Below are 16,133 nucleotides of genomic sequence, written 5' to 3' on the forward strand. Positions count from 1 at the left end.
TTATCATACCACGATTTCTATTTTGCAGACACTTCCCCGGATGTTTCCCATTCCTTCTCAATCTTGGCCATTTTACTGTCAAACGTATTGTGATAGTAAGCGGAGTTCACTTTATATTCCAGGTTATCAATGTAACGGTCGATTTCCGCGAAACGGGAATACGGCTTGTCCGAGGTATCTTCCATCACCCGGTTCATACGATGATGGGCTCTCGCTGTATTCTCCCTTCCCATTAATTCCATTCGTTTCAAGTGCATATCTTTCAGCTTGTGCTTCATCTCTTCATATTTGCGTTCCAGAGCTTCCAACTGTTCGATACTGTCTCTTCTCGCTGTCTGGAGACGTTCCGCACGTGCTTCATACTCCTGCTTTTCTTTTAAAGCGAACTCATACATATCTGTTTCGCCGGCTTTCTCCGCAATTTCAGATTGACGACGACGCTTGTCTGCCATATCCTGCGCCTGCTGGTATTCCCTTGTGAATTCATCTTTCAAACGATATTGACGCTCCACCAGCTTCCGGACTTTTTCCGTCTCCTTCTCACTCTCACGCAAGTATTGGTTAAGCATAGCCACTGGATTTTTCTGTTCCTTCTGATCCAAAGCTTCATGAAGATCTGCCGTAATGGAATCTTTCAATCGTTTAAATACGTTTGCCATTTCAAATCTCTCCTTTTTATTTGTTCATCTCTGCCCATTGTCTTTCGAAATTTGTAAACGGGTCATTGGATTCGACCGGTTCTTCTTCTCTGCTCGTCCAATTCTTAACAATCAAGTAAAGAACGTAAGCGGCAGCCAAACCGATCACTGCATAAATATTGGATAATGCAATACTGACCAATAGCAGCCCGACGACTGTCCAGCCGATCTTGCCGGCTGTGGAATCACTCTTCACAAACCGTTTAAAAACGACATACAACAGCCAGACGCTGACACCAAGCAGAACCATCGGACCCAGGTTAGCCAGCAGAACCCCGAGAGCGACCAGCCCGGCGATAAACAGTAAAAATTTCTTCATCCTTTTCCCTCCTCGCTCATTTCTTGTTTCTATCATACCGAGGAAAGAAAAATGTCGTAATGAGCCGGAGATATATTTTCACCTACGCCTGGAGACTTAGGCACATCTAGAACCATCGGAAAAAGGAGAGCAAAACCTTATACAGTATGCATGTATTCTTTCTTGAACATTTCCACACTCCCAGCAAGGAAGTCGACATATTCCTCCACTTTTTCAAGGGTGGTATAAGGCGAAATGGCAAAAAATTTATGGGCGTACACCGCCGTCCTTTCATCCGAATCGCAGGCAGGAACGAGTCGCTGCTTAGACGTACTACCGAAATAAAATTCCTCTCTCCTATGCCCGATATAGTCCGCGAACTCCGCATTAAACCCATTCACTTCATCCAGTTCCGCTGCAGTCATCTTGCCACACCTCTCGTCACCCCAGCTTACCCGCTCCGGGTAGATACGGAATGTCGTCACAGGAGAAGGGGCATTTGTCATAACCGCACATGGGACTTTCTCCGATAACTCCTTCCGGAAAGCAAGGTTTACAGTAATGTAGTTCCCAAGGACCTTTTGGTATCCCTCGATTCCCATCCCTGTCAAAGAAGCATAAATAGCGAGAGAACTTCCCATTCTGGAACACTCCAGCGTATAACCGGTATGGTAGCTCCCATAGCTTCTGTTTCCGACATAAGGCGTCTCGTCATGCTCCAGATCCACAGCACCAAGCAGACGTTTATCTTTAATGAGAAAGAGGCTGGATGTGTATGGCGTCTGTCCCAGCTTATGAAAATCAAACACCATACTATCGGCCAGCGAAAGCTGCCTGAATTTCGTCTGATAATCACGGAGGACGACAGCGGTATCTTTATCGAAGCATAAAGGATTGGCGTCAAAGTCGTACGCATTAAAGAAGGTGTACATTCCTCCCATCGCACTGTCTGCATGAATGTAGACAGGATCCAACCCATACAGACGCTCTATCTCCTCCGTCACGTTTTTGATAGATTCCACGGAATCAATCCCGAAAGTGTCTGTCGTTCCGGTACTAGCCAAAACATAGACAGGAATGCCCCCCTGCTTGATCACTGTATTCATCTTATGTTTCAAATCCTCTAAGTCCATCGAGTGATCTTCTTTCGTCTCTACACGAATTAAGTGGTCCGTACCGATTCCTGTCGCTTCGACCGCCTTGTATAAACTATAGTGGGATAACTCTGAACAGAAACAGTAGAGTTTACCCGGAAGACCCGTTTTATTCGAATCAGGGAAGCGTCTGGCTATGGCAAGCCTTAACGACTGAAAGACCGCTCCCTGCCCTCCCCACGTCGTATATCCTCCACTTTCGGACGGATCATACCCCACCAATTTGGAAAGCATACTGGTAATTTTAACTTCCGCAGCCGCGGCAGCAGATCCCTCCACATCCCACAGATTATTGCCATTCAGAAGCACCATGGTCAGATTACCGAGGATACTCGGGATATTAGGGAGTGGAGCAGCATTGGCGACATATCGGCTGTTTACAAACCGGTGCCCCTCCGCAAGCTCCGTTAACTCCTCTATTACTTTTTCAATAGACTGCCTGTTCAGGGGAATCTCTGCACGCTCGGAGAGGTTCTCATAGAATCTGTCGTCTTGTTCCGCCCCCTGTCCGAGTGTTAACTTTTCTGGATTTTTCTTTTCATCAACACCCTCCAGCAGCTGTCTTATATAGTGGATTATTTGATCCCGCTTCTCTGCATTTCCATCTTCACTAGGATACATTGCTTGTATTTCTTTCATTTCAAACCACCTCATTTGTATTAGGTCTTCCCACATAGAACATCGTCCAAAAGGTGGAAAAGGTTAAAAATATTATTTCGAGATAGAATAATAAACTTTTGCACCTGGCAGTTAAATAACAATCGAATCTTGTCGATAATCCTTATGAATAGACACGACCACTCTATAAGCGAGGAGATTATGTAAAATGACAGGAACTGTTGTTGATAAGAGAAAATATAAGATGGTCATTCAGGAACAGGAGAAAGAGGTAAGGATTCAAGTATTCGGATTGATTAAACAGGAGGATGCCGCAGAGTATATGGTCGATTTGCAAAGTACGATCGAAAAAGTCGATAAGCGGCGCTATAATCTGGTGATCGACGGCACCCATCAGACGACCGTTCCATCTTCTGTCGTCCGACAGCTTGATGACACACTCAACTATTATTCCAGTCTGGGTTTCAAAGATATCCATATGATTTATCCTACTTCGAAAATTGCACAGGTCCAGCTCCGTAATGCCCTTGAACGCATCCAATTTAAAGGAAAAGTGATTCAGCATTAAACAAACAAGGAGGCATGAACAATGATTCAAAAGCAAAAAACTTACACCTATCAGATCCTGACCTCCAAAGACGATCTCTTCATTCATAAAGCCAGCGCATGCTTAGCTACGTCTTTCATCGGAGTAGACGTAGCAGGCAAATGGGTTCAGGAGCCGATGGTCGGACTCCTGGATATTACCTATGACGACTTCTATCAATTCACAAAAGAGTATGTGGAGGCGACGGTAGATCAAGGCTACTGCATCGCAGCTGTCGACGAAAATGGGGAGGTTGGAGGAGTGCTTGCAGGTGATACGAATGCTCCAGAGATTATTGGAGAAGATGTCTTTGAAGGCTCCTTCAAAGACATGAATGTCATTCTGCACGTATTGGAAGATGTCGATCTCCAATTTAAAGAAGACTACAGAATCCGTAACGGGAAAGACATAGAAGATGGAGAAATGCTCCATCTGTTCATGATCGGGGTCACCGCTGAAGAGCAGCGTCATGATATTATCCAATCCATGACGAACACCCTTATGGACAGAGCCGTTGAAGAAGGCCTCTCAGCTGTCTATGGAGAAGCGACAAATCCGAAGTCCTTCCGTGTTATGGAAAAATACCATGGATTCCAAAAATATGAGACCCTCGCCGGGAAGCCGATCATGCATGAGTATAAGCAAAACGAACGCTTGAAAGGAATCCCTTCTTCTGTATCAGAGGGAACCATTATTGTGATCAAAGACCTTTCATCTGCACACAAGGAGAGGAATGAAGCATGACCCTATACCTGTTAGTTGCCGTCAGTATCGTCTTATTGGGTACTACCATATTTTTCGCCTACCGTTACAATGATTTAAGAAAAAAGGTTTTGGACGAAGAGTACCATACTCCTTTTGAACCGGAGTTGGTGACAGAGATTCCGGAAACCACCGATATCCCCCAAAAGGAATATGATACAGCCGGGCTCATAGACAAAGGGTACGAAGCTGTTGAGAAAGCAGAAATCGTCCGTGCTGCCATGGACGAAGTGGGTGTCGGACTTAATAAACAGCTGGCTGCAACGGAAGAAAGCTCTGCCGCGCTTGAGGAAATGAATTCAGCGATTCTTGATTTATCAAATCGATCGTCCGACATATCCGAACAGTCTTCCATGGCCCTGGAACGGACGCAGGAAGGGAATGGAACCATTCAAGGATCCATCGAACAGATGCGCAGCTTAAATGATACAGTTACAGACAGCTATGAAGTAGTTAAAAATCTGGGGACGAAGTCAAGAGAGATCGGTTCCATCGCCAAAGTGATCACGGACATATCCGAACAGATCAACTTACTTTCCCTGAATGCTGCCATTGAAGCAGCAAGAGCCGGTGAACACGGCAAAGGGTTCGCCGTCGTTGCTGATGAAGTACGCAAGCTTGCAGAACAGACGAAGAATTCATCTGATCAAGTGACCAGAATTGTCGATGGTACCAAACAGGAGACGGAAGCCGCCGTTTCCTCCATGGAAAAAGGCTTGAAAGAGTCCGATGAAACCTCGAAGTCTATGGAGGAAGTAGGCAGGTTATTCGGAGAAATACTTGCAGCAACACAAGTAATTGCGGAAAACAACGAAGCAACTTCCGTATCTACACACGAAATGTCTGCCGGTGTACAGCAGATCGTAGCAGCAGTAGAGCAAGTTACCTTCATCACCCAGGAGTCTGTCGAAATGTTTGATGAACTCAAAGAAATCAGCGACGATGAACTTGCCACGATGGCTGCGCTTGTCCATAAAGCAGAAGCACTCCAGCAAACGAGCACCAAGGATATGGCCACTCCTGAAATACCCGACACAGATCAACCAGCTGCCTCCTAATAAGAAAAGCCGCCTATTCAGGCGGCTTTTTCCAGTCTGTCATGAAACTTAAGTGGCTAAATGGTCAGACTCCCTTTTCCTGGAGTCCGCCCTCCCCACTTATTCCACAATTTCCAATTCTATCGGTGTTTTTGTCAACGTTTCACAGCCGTCTTCCGTAATTAATACGTCTTCTTCCAAACGAACCCCTCCAACGGCCGGATCATAAATTCCCGGTTCAATGGTATACGTCATCCCCGGCTTTAACACACCGTCATTTAAATGACTCATGGAAGGAAATTCATGGACATTGATTCCGAGTCCGTGGCCGATGCGGTGAGGGAATTTATCTCCATAACCGGCTTTTGTAATTACATCACGGGCAGCTGTATCCAAGTCTCCGATCCTCGTTCCCGGTTTACTGATGGCAAGTGAGGCCTCCAGCGCCTGTTTAACCGTATTATAAATCTCTTTCTGAGAATCATTGACAGATCGGTATGCGAAGGTTCTTGTAATATCCGAAGTATAGCCTTTCCAAACGACACCCAAGTCAAACAGCACGAGGTCCCCAGCCTTCAAACGGCGGTTTCCTGGATTACCATGAGCATGCCCGGATTTCTCACCGAAGAGAACCATGGTGGAAAAGGACATCTCCGCTACCCCTTTTTTCTTCAGCTCATACTCAATGGTGGCAAGCACTTCCATTTCCGTAACGCCTTCGTTAAGCGCTTCTTTCCCTACTTTCACTCCGTAATCTGCGAGTTCTGCGGCTTCCCGCATGATGGCTGTTTCGGTTTTATCTTTAACAAGACGCATATCATTAAGCATTCCTTCTACATCTACGACCGCCGCTTCTCTAAATATATCGAAGAAGGCTTCACTCCGTCCGTAAGATAACACTTCCTTCTCAATCCCTATTACACCAGCGCGGAGAAGCGCTTTTTCTCCAAGCTTTTCTTTCATCAGCGTCCAAGGGTTCTCATGATCGGCATAGCCGATTACGTCATACGCCCAACCGGCATCCCGCAGCTGTCCCTCTTCCATCCCAGGGAGAATAGCTATTGGATCAGCTTCCGGGAAGATCAGGAGACCCAGCAGTCTTTCATGAGGATCTGTGGAGAAACCCGTCAAGTAATAAAAGTTTTCTGCAGAGTTGATAAATGCTGCATCGATATTCTTTTCCTTCATATCATTCATGAATGTCGCTCTTCTTTGTTCCATCTTCATTCCCTCATTTCCTATGTATATCTACCACTATCATATCTTATGGCCCGCACCTTTCCAAATACAGGCCATTTGTTTTTATCATCGTTTGATTCTTACCGTCATAGTTTCCATTAAGAGGAAACTCATATATAATAACGTAAACCGAAGGAAACGGAGGCTCTCTTTATCTATGGATCGTACTCGATTTTTCATAAGAACTTCAGCCATTTATGCTTTGGTCGGGGCATTCATCGGCTCGCACATGGCCGGCGGTGGCGGACTGCAGCTCAGCGCTATCCATGCTCATATTCTCGTTGTCGGATGGCTGTCTTTGTTTGCGTTCGGCGTCTTCTATAAAGTATTTCCTATTCCGAAAGAGTCCAAGCTGGCCGCAGCACACGTATGGACGTCTTTTTTCGGTGTATTCGGACTGACTGTCGGCATGTGGCTTTACTATACGCAGCCTCTCCCCGGATTAGGAACTCTCAATACCGTATTTTTCATCGTCGGCGGCACGATCCTTCTTCTTGCGTTTTTCCTCTTTGCACTAATGACTTGGATTCATGGGAGATCCATAACAGAATAAACACAAAAAAGCAGAGGGAGCTCCCTCTGCTTTTTTGTGTCCTTCACGCCGATTGGCGCAGCGGCGTTTTGTACAGAAAAGATTTCTCCATACGATAGGCAAATAACCCGCCAAAGACAGCCAGGACAATATCCTTAATCAAAAATGGGACCATGCTCGTCCATGATACTACATAACTCACTGGATCTCCTTCGACCCAGAAATTCATTGCCCCATAGAACCAATTCACTCCGATCAAGTAATTGACCGCGATACCGACGAGCGCTCCGGCAATATATACCGGCAGCCGCCGATTCGTTTCTGCAACCTTTCCGGCAAAGTATGCAAGGATAAAATAAGAGATGATAAATCCGAATGTCGGTGAGAAGACCGTGGATAACCCACCGCCGAAGCCGGCAAAGATAGGCGCCCCGATCAACCCCAGGACGGCATACACAAGAATGGAAAAGAAGCCTAATCTACTACCAAGAATCAATCCTGCCAAAACTGCGATAAATGTCTGCAAGGTCAATGGAACACCAAGAACCTGCAGGAAAGGCAGGAAAGCCGTTATGTTTGCTCCCACTGCCATCAAAGCGACGAATAATGCACCTAATGTAATGTCGTATGCTGTCATCCTCGATTTCCCCATGGTCACTCCTCCTAGAACTTGTCTGCTATAAACATAAGGGAAAGGAAAACCTATTGTCAACTTTATTTTTTATAGGTTAACAAAAACATTTGTAGTGAATTCCCCTTATTCAGATTCGGGTATTTTCCTTTCCACAGAATCACACTCCTTCTAAAAAAAGCCCAAAACAAGACTATATACTCCCTCCCTTTGTTATTTTATTGGAACAATAAATGACTATAAGACTATTAATTGGTGACATTTACCTATAATTATAGTAATGTATACCTAAAAAGTACCAGGAGGGGTAGTATGTTCTCAAGACAAAGGTCCATGGGCCAGTACGGTACACCGCCGGAAACAGTAGAATACATGGTCCAGACTTTATCCAATCACTTGCCAGATAATAGAAGGAACCCGGAGATATTGGACCCTGCCACCGGTGACGGTGTCTTTGTTTATTCCTTATTGAAAGAGGGCTTCTCCCCTTCCCAAATTCACGCTTACGATATCGATACAGCTACTCCTTCCCCGCATGAGGGTATCACTTTCCGTCACGTCGATTTTCTTAAGGTCGAACTGGAAGAAAAGTTTGATGCCATTGTCGGCAACCCTCCTTACAAATCAAAACGTCAGAGCGACTACTTCACCGAAAACAAAAAAGCCATTACAGCATGCTACGGCGGCATCGGTGTGCATAATCTTTATTCTTTATTTATCCACAACGGGATCAAGCTGCTTAAGCCCGGCGGAGTCTTGACAATGATCGTGCAGGACTCTTTCCTTACGAACGTGTATTATCGAAAATTCAGAGCCTACTTATTGGAAAAAACCATCATAAAAGAGATTGTCCTTGCACCACGCAGACTGTTTCACAAAGGAAAGGCAGATGTTCGAACAGCCATCCTGACATTAAAAAAGAAAGAGGGAAATGAACGCCCGGAAGATATGGTCATGAAGCTGGTAGACCGTCTGGAAACGCAGGAATACCAAAATATCACAGAGGATAAGATCCAATACTTAAAGCAAGCGCACTTCCACGATCTTCCCAACAAAAACTTCGCAGTCAACGTTCCCGAGGAGATTCTTGCTCACTTTCTGCGTCCCCATGAAGAGTTAGGAAATGTCTTAAAAGGCGGTACAGGAATCTCAACAGGGAATGACACCCTTTTCCTGCGCAGGCGTGAGGATGTGAAAGATGATCAGGAATGGCTTCCGTTCTATAAAAATGGCGGGGTAAAGGATGCATGGTATTATGAACCGAAATTTTATATTCATAAAGATTGGGAAGATAATGAGGCGATTTATCCATCTTTCACCGTTAGGAACAGGGCTTATTTCTATAGACGGGGAATTACTTGTTCCTCCATGGGCGTAGACTTCTCCGCAGCCTACCTGCCGGAAAACAGCCTTTTCGGAGTGAATGCCAATCTATTCCCGGAAAATGAGGAGGATTTATTCTACTATTTGGGTTTGTTAAACAGCCAGCTCATTAAATATATGGTAAGAAAAGTACTCAACCGAACGAATATGATTACTTCCGGGTATATCAAGAAAATTCCGCATGTGCTGCCGGCGGAAGATAAGAAGCACCTCGTCATCCAAACAACAAAACAGCTGGTGGAAGGCAAAAAGGCCGATCCACAGATGGATACAGCCCTATTACACTCGATCGTTGATGGTGCGATTTATGACATATACGGAATATCCGGAGAAAACCGTACCCATGTCGAATCCTTCTGCCAGGATATCCTAGAGAAAATCTAAAATATCCTGGGTTTCATGGAATACTTACATTTTATTCCCCGGGAAATCTTATTATTTCATCATTCGATAATTTCCCCACTCCTCGGGAAGCAGCTGCAAGTATTTCCTTGTCAAGAAGCGGTCATCGATCAATTGGATAATGCCATGATCTTTCTCTGATCGGATGAGACGTCCACCTGCTTGAAGCACCTTGTTCATACCTGGATAAACGTAGGCATAATCATAACCATTCCGACCCTTGCTCTTAAAATAGTCCATGATCAGTTCTCTTTCGAAGCTTCTGGGTGCAAGACCGATTCCCACAACCGCTACGCCATTCAGCCGATCTCCTCTGAGGTCGACACCTTCTGAGAAGATCCCGCCAAGGACGGCAAATCCAATCAGGTTTCCGCCGGGAACGAATTGAGAGAGAAAATCTTCCCGCCTGTCTTCATCCATTCCCCGCTCCTGCATGACAGCCTTATAGTCCGATACGTTCCGGAAAGCATCATATACCAACTCCATGTACTGGTAGGAAGGAAAGAAAAACAAATGGTTTCCTTGAAGGTGTCCCGCTTGCTCATCAAGCCGTTCCGCAATGGCACGTGACGTTTCCTGTCGGTTTTTGTACCGTGTCGAAAGCGGAGTTATTTGCACATCAATTTGATCAGAATCGTACGGAGATGGAAGCTGGAGAATATAATCTTCTTTCGAACCTCCGAGCATCTCCTTGTAATAAGCAAACGGCGACAGCGTCGCCGAGAAGAAAGTACTGGACCGGAAGCCGCCGGATACTTTCCTCAGGACCAGAGACGGGTCCAGACAAAACAAAGTCAATTGAAAATCGCCTGCGCTGCTATCTCCTATGAAACGATAGTGGTCATCGACCAGCTCCAGTATCCGAAGGAAATTCTGTGATTGAAAGTACACATCCTGCAGGTGTTCTTTACGTACATCTTCTCCCCTTTCCTGGAGAACCGGCTCTGCCTGATTAATAAACCGTTCCACACCTTCTTCCAACGCCCCTGGAATTTCATCCAATTGTTTATGGGGCGTCTTCGGATCCTCCAGCCGGGCTAAGTCTTTCACGACAGAGTCGGCAGCGCGTGCCACCTCCTCCTGCTCTCCACGCCAGTCTTCAGCCACCGTTTCAAGATCCCTTTTCCCCAATTTAGAAGAATACATCTCTCGGGCACGCTCGACAAGATTATGGGCTTCGTCGACAAGCAGTGTCGTCTTCTTCTTTTTCTCCGGAAGCAGCCGCTTTAAAGCTACACGGGGGTCAAATATATAATTGTAATCTCCGATGACCACATCAGCGACATCCGACAAGTCCAGGGAAAATTCAAATGGACAGACGCGATGTTTGCGCGCATACTCTTCCACTGTGTGCCTCGTCATGGTTGTTTCCTTTCTCAATATATCAACAATCGCCCCATTGATTCGGTCATAATACCCGTCCGCAAATTCACAATACTCCGGCTGGCAGATGGTTTCTTCCTGAAAACAGATCTTATCTTTAGCCGTCAAAGTGACAGACCTGATTTCCAGACCTTCCTTTTCCATCAACTGCAGCGCCTCCTCGGCTGTGGAACGTGTGATCGTCTTCGCTGTCAGGTAATAGATTCTATCCAGCCCTCCCTCTGCGAAAGCTTTCACAGCAGGAAATAAAGTAGAAATCGTTTTTCCGATTCCAGTAGGAGCCTGTGCAAATAAATGCCGTTTTTCTTTGATGGTCCGATACACACTTCCAGCCAGCTTCCGTTGTCCTTTACGGTAGCCGCTGAAGGGAAACTCCAGATCCGGAACGGTACGTTTCTTCTGCTCTCTTATGTGCAGAAGAATTCCAGCATAAGAGGAGTAAGCCTTCACGGTCGTTTCCATGAATGCTTTCAGCTCTTCATACCGGAACGTCCTTCGCATCCGCTTTTTATCTTTCGTCTTTTTTTGAACATAAGTAAGCTGCACAACGATGTGATTTAAATGGTGGTCATGCATATACATGAAGGCATACCCTTTCGCCTGAGCCCAATAGACAGGGTGGGTGTCTTCATCCAATTCTTCCAACTCTCTCGCTGTCGACTTTATTTCGTCGACAACAGGGCCGTCCTCCCTCTGCAGCAGACCGTCACACCTTCCTTGAACGAGTAGAACTATTCCTTCCTGCTGAAACTCATGCTGAAGAAATAATTCCTTCTCATCCCCATCTCTATATGTCTTCTGGACTTCCTGATGAATTGCCGTTCCTTCCACTAAAGCGGTATTCGATTGAAAACGTTCATCGATACTTCCTGTCCGGTAAACATAAGATACAAGATCTCGTACCGATATCGTCATTTGATCTTCCATCGCTTCTCTCTCCTTTGAATAAATCGACCGCTCCACCCTCATGTTCTGACAAGGGCTCCCGTATGTTTATTGTATAGTCTTCGTGATATAATTGTAGATAAAACTTTTCCATTTCCCAAACATATGTCACCAGCATATAATAAAGCCAATACTTTCCAGGAGGGATGCACGTTGAAAAAATGGAGATGGATCGCTTCCATTTCACTCTCCTTATTCCTGGCCTTCTTCATAACAGCCGCATTTATCTATACTCCTGAAGAGCATTCGACAGATTCGGATCATTCAACAGTTAAAAAGGAGCGCTCGGAGTCCAAGCCGGCTTCCTCGGAACCGAAGGAACAGGAATTCTCACCCGACGAAGAAGATTCAGACAGAGCTATCAGCGAGGGACTGAAAGATGTATTCACCGGCGTCATCGACAGTGCGAAAGGGTTGTTCGTGAAAGATGACATGGAAATTGTAGCCCTCGGTGATTCTCTGACTCAAGGGGTTGGAGATGATACGGACAATGGCGGTTACGTAGGAATTTTAGAGGACACATTCAACAGTAATAAGGAAAGAGATTTGATTCACATTGATAACTTCGGGAAACGGGGAAACCGAACCGATCAACTGATCAGACGCCTGGAGGAGCAGGAGGAAATTTCCACCGCTTTAGAGGAAGCTGACCTTATTTTAATAACCATTGGAGCCAATGATGTAATGAAAGTTGTGAAGGATAATTTTACAAACTTAAATTACCAGGACTTTGTGGACGCACAGGATTCCTATCAAGCACAACTGGAAACGATTTTTTCCATGATTCGCGAAGAGAACCCGGATGCCCCTATTTACCTGATCGGTCTTTACAATCCTTTTAATCTTTACTTTGATAATATCCCCGAATTAGGGAAGATTATGGAAGATTGGAACGAAATCAGCAAAGAGGTCGTTGCAGAAGAGGAGAACGTTACTTTCATCCCGGTGAGGGACTTGTTTGAAGGATCCGAGGATGAACTTCTATGGGAGGAAGATAATTTCCACCCGAATGAACGTGGTTACAAGCAAATGGCAGAACGTGTGTTGGAATATATCAAAGATGACGTCGAACAATAACACAGGTGGAATGTAGAGATGAAACAATTATTATTCAGCAACAAATGGCGAACCTCTTTTTGGATACTGGCAATCATTAATTTTCTTGTGGTGGCTTCAGTAGTCGGTCTTATTTTCCTTCCCAGCTCTTATACCATCGTCAATGTCGATCAGCAGAAGGAAACACAGGATGCGGAATTCACTATTGTATCGACGAAGGAGAATCTGGAGCAGCTGGCAAACGACTACCTCGGAGAGTTCTCGGAAAAAACCGGCTTTGACTATTCCATATCTCTTGACCGTAACGTAACGTTGGCAGGGAATATTAAAGCCTTCGATCAGGTCATTCCGATTAAAGTGGAATTAAGTCCGGTTGTTCAGGAAAACGGAGATCTTATCCTGGAGCAGGAACGCATTTCCCTCGGAAAGCTTCCTCTCCCGAACAAAAAAGTACTGGAATTTGTTAAAGATAACTATGACTTTCCTGAGTGGGTAACCGTAAATCCCAACGAAGAGAACATTTATGTAGCCGTCACTCAGATGGACACAGCAAGTAATTTCAACGTCCAGGTAGATCGTTTCAACCTGAACTCCAATCAGCTGGCGTTCAAGATCTCCGTACCAAGAAACTCCTTTCAGTTAGCGCAGAAAGTGGTAGAAGACAAGTTCTGACAGAAAGCAGTGGATGTGATAACCGGTTTCCGACTGTGATAAACTAATAGTATTATCCCCACTACTAAAAGGAAGTGACAACATGCGCGTCGTTAACAACATAGCAGATTTGATCGGTGATACTCCGTTAGTCAAACTGAACCGTGTGGCTCCTGAAGGTGGAGCCGATATTTACCTGAAACTGGAGAAATACAATCCAAGCGGAAGCGTAAAAGACCGCGCCGCTTTCAATATGATGGAACAAGCAGAAAAAGAAGGGCTGCTTAAGGAAGGCGCGACCATTATCGAGCCGACAAGCGGCAATACCGGCATAGGGATTGCTATGAATGCAGCTGCAAAAGGATATCGCGCTATCCTCGTTATGCCGGATACGATGACACAGGAACGAATCAATCTACTGAAAGCATACGGTGCAGAAATCGTCCTGACGCCTGGAGATGCGAAAATGCCCGGAGCCATCGCGAAAGCCAAAGAACTCGTGGAAGAAATCGAAGGCAGCTTCATGCCGATGCAGTTCGAAAATGCGGCAAACCCGGATGCACACCGCCATACGACAGCTGCAGAGATCATCGAAGCTATGGATGAATTGGGCAAACCTCTATCTGCCTTCGTTTCTACAGCCGGGACCGGCGGGACGATTACAGGTACGGGAGAAGAGTTGAAAAAACGCTACAAGGATATGACTATCCATGTAGCAGAGCCTGCAGGATCCCCGGTTTTATCAGGCGGCAAGCCAGGGAAGCATAAATTGGTCGGGACAAGCCCTGGTTTCATTCCTTCCATCCTGAATCAGGATGTTTATGATGAAATCTTACAAGTGACCGATGAAGATGCCTACGAAATTACGAGACGTCTCGCCCGTGAGGAAGGGCTGCTCCTTGGAACCTCCTGCGGTGCCGCCTGTTGGGCTGCCATCGAAGCAGCTAAACAAAAAAATCCCGGCGAAGTAGTCGTATGTATCGCACCAGATACCGGTGAGCGCTACCTTTCCGGAGACCTTTTCCGTTATTAACTACAGAAGAACTCCGTATCACAAAGAAAAAATGAGAAAGTTTTCTTTCTCCTGTCCAAACTTGTCTTACTGCAGCTAATCGTAGAAAAGGCCGTCCCAAAGCGGGGCGGCCTTTTTATGATCAAATTCTATACAAATCCCGAAACCTTAGATGCCATCCTAATCGATAAGAGAACACCCTGCACAAGATAATCAGAATAAATAATGCATAAGTCTGCCACGCACTCCCTACATCTACAAGCCCGATGCCGACTGCCAGCCCCACAAGCATTGCCCATACTGCGTATATTTCCTGATGAAGAACCATCGGACGGCGCTGTGCAAGCACATCTCTGGCAACGCCGCCCCCGACTCCTGTCAGGATTGCCGAAAAAATGATGCCTCCAAGCGGAAATTGGTTGGCGACCGCAAAGGAGGCCCCTTGAAGAGCAAAAGCGGATAAACCAACGGCATCCGGATAGAAATTCCATCTGTCCCATGCCATCACCCATGTCTTCGGAAAGAAATAGACAACAGCGATTGTTCCAAGCGCGACATAAAACAGATATCCCTGCTGCCAAACATGGACGACCGGGATCCCTAATGCGATATTACGAATAATCCCACCTGCGAACGGTGTCGCAATCCCGAGAATAAACGTACCGAATATGTCGTACCTTTCGTTGAGAGCGACAATGGCCCCGCTGAAAGCAAAAGCGCTGACAGCTAATATATTCAGGATTTCCCAAGTCATCCTTTTCCTCCTCTTCCCCTTGAAAAATGCAAGCCGATTTGATTATATCAGACCTGTAGGCGAAGCTATGTATTTTTTTACACAGCTGCTAAAAATTTCGTCGAACATACTCGAAATAAATCGTTATAATTACTATTTATACGAAAGTTTTCTTCTAAGCAAAGAAATTCCACTACGTTGCAAACTGCCACAAGGATTTTATATATATAGGAAGAAATATTTATATGAAAAAAGAAAGTAGGGTGTGATTTTAACCATGAGAAGATGGCTTATCAAACTTAGAAAAGAACAACGACTGACACAACAACAAATCGCAGCAGGCGCACATATCGACCGGGCCTATTATGCTCAAATCGAAAATGGAACGCGCAATCCCAGCATGGCGGTCGCTTCTCAAATTGCTTCGTTTCTTCACATAAATCCTTCACTCTTTTATACCGAACACCTGAGCGAACCATTTGAAACAGCATTGGTCCATTCTCCAATTACCGTCGCACACTGCGACTTGGATCTACGCTATACCTGGATGTATAACCCGCACCCTGATTTCAAAATGAACTCCGTGATCGGGAAAAGGGATGATGAATTGGATGATAACGTCGGTACTACTGAATTAATGCAATTAAAAAGCAAGGTCATAGAGGAAGGACAGAGCATCAGAAAAACAATTCCTTTCCCGTTATCCGAGGGATTGATTCGTTACGACGTATTCTGCCAACCTATCTTTGATTCACATGGACGAATTATAGGAGCAGCTACGGCATCGACCGCACTTCCGTCATAGCAAAGTAAAGGGGGCAACCGCATGATTGTCGAAAGGCTCTCCTACAAGGTGTTGCAGGACTCTCTAAAAAGAGCAGTGGATTTGAACCTGGAAGAAGAATTCATCCTCTTGCTGAAGAAAGAACTGCACAAGCGAGAAGAGCGGAAAAACGTTCCGCTCCGAATGAAGTGACGATCTTCACATTCATGTATGATTCTCCCTCCCTGCG

The 16,133-nt window shown here is 45.5% G+C and carries 17 protein-coding genes; 10 read left to right on the forward strand and 7 right to left on the reverse strand.

Annotation, left to right across the window (positions count from 1 at the left end; translation table 11 throughout):
• Positions 1-17: 17 nt before the first annotated feature.
• The 3 genes from M662_RS18010 to M662_RS18020 form a co-directional block, all read right to left on the reverse strand.
• Entirely contained in the window at positions 18-659 is a 642-nt protein-coding gene (locus M662_RS18010) for a PspA/IM30 family protein (RefSeq protein ID WP_008633724.1), read from the reverse strand.
• A 16-nt stretch (positions 660-675) separates the two neighbouring features.
• Positions 676-1,017, reverse strand: a complete 342-nt coding sequence (locus M662_RS18015) for a lmo0954 family membrane protein (protein WP_008633726.1) — start codon at positions 1,015-1,017, stop codon at positions 676-678.
• A 137-nt stretch (positions 1,018-1,154) separates the two neighbouring features.
• On the reverse strand, positions 1,155-2,789 hold the full coding sequence (locus M662_RS18020) for a pyridoxal phosphate-dependent decarboxylase family protein (RefSeq protein WP_026577800.1): 1,635 nt from the start codon (positions 2,787-2,789) through the stop codon (positions 1,155-1,157).
• A 187-nt stretch (positions 2,790-2,976) separates the two neighbouring features.
• Between M662_RS18020 and M662_RS18025 the strand changes: the two genes are divergently transcribed.
• The 3 genes from M662_RS18025 (at position 2,977) to M662_RS18035 (ending at position 5,174) form a co-directional block, all read left to right on the forward strand.
• Positions 2,977-3,336 carry a hypothetical protein gene (locus M662_RS18025; protein WP_008633729.1) on the forward strand — a complete coding sequence of 120 codons (360 nt, stop codon included), beginning with the start codon at positions 2,977-2,979 and terminating at the stop codon, positions 3,334-3,336.
• A 21-nt stretch (positions 3,337-3,357) separates the two neighbouring features.
• Positions 3,358-4,098: a hypothetical protein gene (locus M662_RS18030; protein ID WP_008633731.1), complete on the forward strand. Its 741-nt coding sequence runs from the start codon at positions 3,358-3,360 to the stop codon at positions 4,096-4,098.
• Positions 4,099-4,469: 371 nt separating this feature from the next.
• Positions 4,470-5,174, forward strand: coding sequence for a methyl-accepting chemotaxis protein (locus M662_RS18035; RefSeq protein WP_442858837.1), 705 nt, complete (start codon positions 4,470-4,472; stop codon positions 5,172-5,174).
• 99 nt (positions 5,175-5,273) lie between these two features.
• Here M662_RS18035 and M662_RS18040 read toward each other — a convergent pair whose 3' ends face one another.
• Entirely contained in the window at positions 5,274-6,374 is a 1,101-nt protein-coding gene (locus tag M662_RS18040) for a M24 family metallopeptidase (protein ID WP_026577798.1), read from the reverse strand.
• Positions 6,375-6,549: 175 nt separating this feature from the next.
• On the opposite strand from M662_RS18040, the gene M662_RS18045 reads away from it, so the two are divergent.
• Positions 6,550-6,945 carry a hypothetical protein gene (locus M662_RS18045; protein WP_008633737.1) on the forward strand — a complete coding sequence of 132 codons (396 nt, stop codon included), beginning with the start codon at positions 6,550-6,552 and terminating at the stop codon, positions 6,943-6,945.
• A gap of 43 nt (positions 6,946-6,988) precedes the next feature.
• On the opposite strand, the gene M662_RS18050 is transcribed toward M662_RS18045, so the two are convergent.
• A complete protein-coding gene (locus M662_RS18050; RefSeq protein WP_008633739.1) occupies positions 6,989-7,576 on the reverse strand; it encodes a biotin transporter BioY in 588 nt (195 codons plus the stop codon).
• 291 nt (positions 7,577-7,867) lie between these two features.
• Here M662_RS18050 and M662_RS18055 point away from each other — a divergent pair, with 291 nt between their 5' ends.
• Positions 7,868-9,322, forward strand: coding sequence for an Eco57I restriction-modification methylase domain-containing protein (locus M662_RS18055; RefSeq protein WP_026577797.1), 1,455 nt, complete (start codon positions 7,868-7,870; stop codon positions 9,320-9,322).
• Positions 9,323-9,373: 51 nt separating this feature from the next.
• Here M662_RS18055 and M662_RS18060 read toward each other — a convergent pair whose 3' ends face one another.
• On the reverse strand, positions 9,374-11,650 hold the full coding sequence (locus M662_RS18060; RefSeq protein ID WP_026577796.1) for an ATP-dependent DNA helicase: 2,277 nt from the start codon (positions 11,648-11,650) through the stop codon (positions 9,374-9,376).
• Positions 11,651-11,821: 171 nt separating this feature from the next.
• Between M662_RS18060 and M662_RS18065 the strand changes: the two genes are divergently transcribed.
• The 3 genes from M662_RS18065 (at position 11,822) to cysK (ending at position 14,408) form a co-directional block, all read left to right on the forward strand.
• Entirely contained in the window at positions 11,822-12,745 is a 924-nt protein-coding gene (locus M662_RS18065) for an SGNH/GDSL hydrolase family protein (protein ID WP_026577795.1), read from the forward strand.
• Positions 12,746-12,763: 18 nt separating this feature from the next.
• Complete coding sequence (locus M662_RS18070; RefSeq protein WP_008633747.1) at positions 12,764-13,396, forward strand: YpmS family protein; 633 nt, start codon at positions 12,764-12,766, stop codon at positions 13,394-13,396.
• Positions 13,397-13,478: 82 nt separating this feature from the next.
• Entirely contained in the window at positions 13,479-14,408 is a 930-nt protein-coding gene (gene cysK, locus M662_RS18075; RefSeq protein ID WP_008633750.1) for a cysteine synthase A, read from the forward strand.
• A gap of 121 nt (positions 14,409-14,529) precedes the next feature.
• Here cysK and M662_RS18080 read toward each other — a convergent pair whose 3' ends face one another.
• Positions 14,530-15,141, reverse strand: coding sequence for a trimeric intracellular cation channel family protein (locus M662_RS18080; RefSeq protein WP_008633753.1), 612 nt, complete (start codon positions 15,139-15,141; stop codon positions 14,530-14,532).
• A 256-nt stretch (positions 15,142-15,397) separates the two neighbouring features.
• On the opposite strand from M662_RS18080, the gene M662_RS18085 reads away from it, so the two are divergent.
• Complete coding sequence (locus M662_RS18085; RefSeq protein WP_008633756.1) at positions 15,398-15,925, forward strand: helix-turn-helix domain-containing protein; 528 nt, start codon at positions 15,398-15,400, stop codon at positions 15,923-15,925.
• Positions 15,926-15,946: 21 nt separating this feature from the next.
• Positions 15,947-16,096 carry a sporulation histidine kinase inhibitor Sda gene (gene sda, locus M662_RS18090; protein WP_081594774.1) on the forward strand — a complete coding sequence of 50 codons (150 nt, stop codon included), beginning with the start codon at positions 15,947-15,949 and terminating at the stop codon, positions 16,094-16,096.
• The last annotated feature ends 37 nt before the right edge of the window (positions 16,097-16,133 follow it).

The organism is Bacillus sp. SB49 (genome assembly GCF_000469135.2).
GTDB lineage: Bacteria > Bacillota > Bacilli > Bacillales > Halobacillaceae > Halobacillus.

Excerpts from the sequence above, each read along its gene's own strand:
- M662_RS18010 (WP_008633724.1), bottom strand. The coding sequence starts at position 659 with ATGGCAAACGTATTTAAACGATTGAAAGATTCCATTACGGCAGATCTT.
- M662_RS18015 (WP_008633726.1), bottom strand. The coding sequence starts at position 1,017 with ATGAAGAAATTTTTACTGTTTATCGCCGGGCTGGTCGCTCTCGGGGTT.
- M662_RS18020 (WP_026577800.1), bottom strand. The coding sequence starts at position 2,789 with ATGAAAGAAATACAAGCAATGTATCCTAGTGAAGATGGAAATGCAGAG.
- M662_RS18025 (WP_008633729.1), top strand. The coding sequence starts at position 2,977 with ATGACAGGAACTGTTGTTGATAAGAGAAAATATAAGATGGTCATTCAG.
- M662_RS18030 (WP_008633731.1), top strand. The coding sequence starts at position 3,358 with ATGATTCAAAAGCAAAAAACTTACACCTATCAGATCCTGACCTCCAAA.
- M662_RS18035 (WP_442858837.1), top strand. The coding sequence starts at position 4,470 with ATGGCCCTGGAACGGACGCAGGAAGGGAATGGAACCATTCAAGGATCC.
- M662_RS18040 (WP_026577798.1), bottom strand. The coding sequence starts at position 6,374 with ATGGAACAAAGAAGAGCGACATTCATGAATGATATGAAGGAAAAGAAT.
- M662_RS18045 (WP_008633737.1), top strand. The coding sequence starts at position 6,550 with ATGGATCGTACTCGATTTTTCATAAGAACTTCAGCCATTTATGCTTTG.
- M662_RS18050 (WP_008633739.1), bottom strand. The coding sequence starts at position 7,576 with ATGGGGAAATCGAGGATGACAGCATACGACATTACATTAGGTGCATTA.
- M662_RS18055 (WP_026577797.1), top strand. The coding sequence starts at position 7,868 with ATGTTCTCAAGACAAAGGTCCATGGGCCAGTACGGTACACCGCCGGAA.
- M662_RS18060 (WP_026577796.1), bottom strand. The coding sequence starts at position 11,650 with ATGGAAGATCAAATGACGATATCGGTACGAGATCTTGTATCTTATGTT.
- M662_RS18070 (WP_008633747.1), top strand. The coding sequence starts at position 12,764 with ATGAAACAATTATTATTCAGCAACAAATGGCGAACCTCTTTTTGGATA.
- cysK (WP_008633750.1), top strand. The coding sequence starts at position 13,479 with ATGCGCGTCGTTAACAACATAGCAGATTTGATCGGTGATACTCCGTTA.
- M662_RS18080 (WP_008633753.1), bottom strand. The coding sequence starts at position 15,141 with ATGACTTGGGAAATCCTGAATATATTAGCTGTCAGCGCTTTTGCTTTC.
- M662_RS18085 (WP_008633756.1), top strand. The coding sequence starts at position 15,398 with ATGAGAAGATGGCTTATCAAACTTAGAAAAGAACAACGACTGACACAA.
- sda (WP_081594774.1), top strand. The coding sequence starts at position 15,947 with ATGATTGTCGAAAGGCTCTCCTACAAGGTGTTGCAGGACTCTCTAAAA.